General features: G+C 51.6%; 1 protein-coding gene. It reads right to left on the reverse strand.

Annotated features, from left to right (window positions below):
* Positions 1 to 210: 210 nt before the first annotated feature.
* Complete coding sequence (locus IB234_RS23780) at positions 211 to 618, reverse strand: hypothetical protein (protein WP_192322322.1); 408 nt, start codon at positions 616 to 618, stop codon at positions 211 to 213.
* Between the last annotated feature and the right edge of the window lie 169 nt (positions 619 to 787).

Consider the following 787-nt stretch of genomic DNA (forward strand, 5'->3'; position numbering starts at 1 on the left):
TTGCTATGTATGTAATGGCAAGGGGGAGGCACAGGATGAAAATATAGCCCGCAAAGGTGAGGATCATTGCCTTGGGCTCTGAAAATCCGTTCTCGAAGTAGACGCTCATCCTTGGCTGCCTCTAACGTTTGGTTAAGGGGCCGGCTTTAGCCGGTCCCGAGTGAGCGAAGCGAACGGCTTTGAACCGTTTGTTAGGCATTTGCACGGCGGTTACCTGCCTGCCTTCAAGTATGGCGGGGTAATTCGACCATCACTATACCTGCGCATGTATGGATATAGCACAAGGCGCCCCACACTATCGATGCCCGCTTTGGCGATGATAATACCTTTGGCTCCGTTTTTATGATTGGGGCCACAGCTTGAAAAGCTGAACTGTATTGGGAGTTTTTCTCCTAGGCGAACCTCTGGGTCAGATGTTTGTAGCACTTGTATTATCTCGGCCGTAGCTGTTCCGCGGCTTACTTCAGACAAAGACACTTTTGCGATTAAATTTGCATTGAGCGGCGGATTAGGAAGGGTTTCAAAGAAAAGTGTGTCTTCAAGGATGTGGCCTCGACAAGCTTGAGCTTGTGAAGATAGAAATATGAAGCAAAAAGCGAGAGCTATGAGGTAGCGCATGTGCTACTCCGGTAGGGGCTGATGAGTGCACCTTGAGTTGCCTAACGTTTGGTTAAGGGGCCGGCTTTAGCCGGTCCCGAGCGAGCGAAGCGAGCGGCCTTGAACCAGTTGTTAGGCGAAGAGGCCGGGGCGCACTGCTTTGTTGATTGCGGCACGATGACCGAGCCGC

The sequence above is a fragment of the Pseudomonas sp. PDM16 genome (genome assembly GCF_014851865.1).
Taxonomy (GTDB): Bacteria; Pseudomonadota; Gammaproteobacteria; order Pseudomonadales; family Pseudomonadaceae; genus Aquipseudomonas.

Excerpts from the sequence above, each read along its gene's own strand:
- IB234_RS23780 (WP_192322322.1), bottom strand. The coding sequence starts at position 618 with ATGCGCTACCTCATAGCTCTCGCTTTTTGCTTCATATTTCTATCTTCA.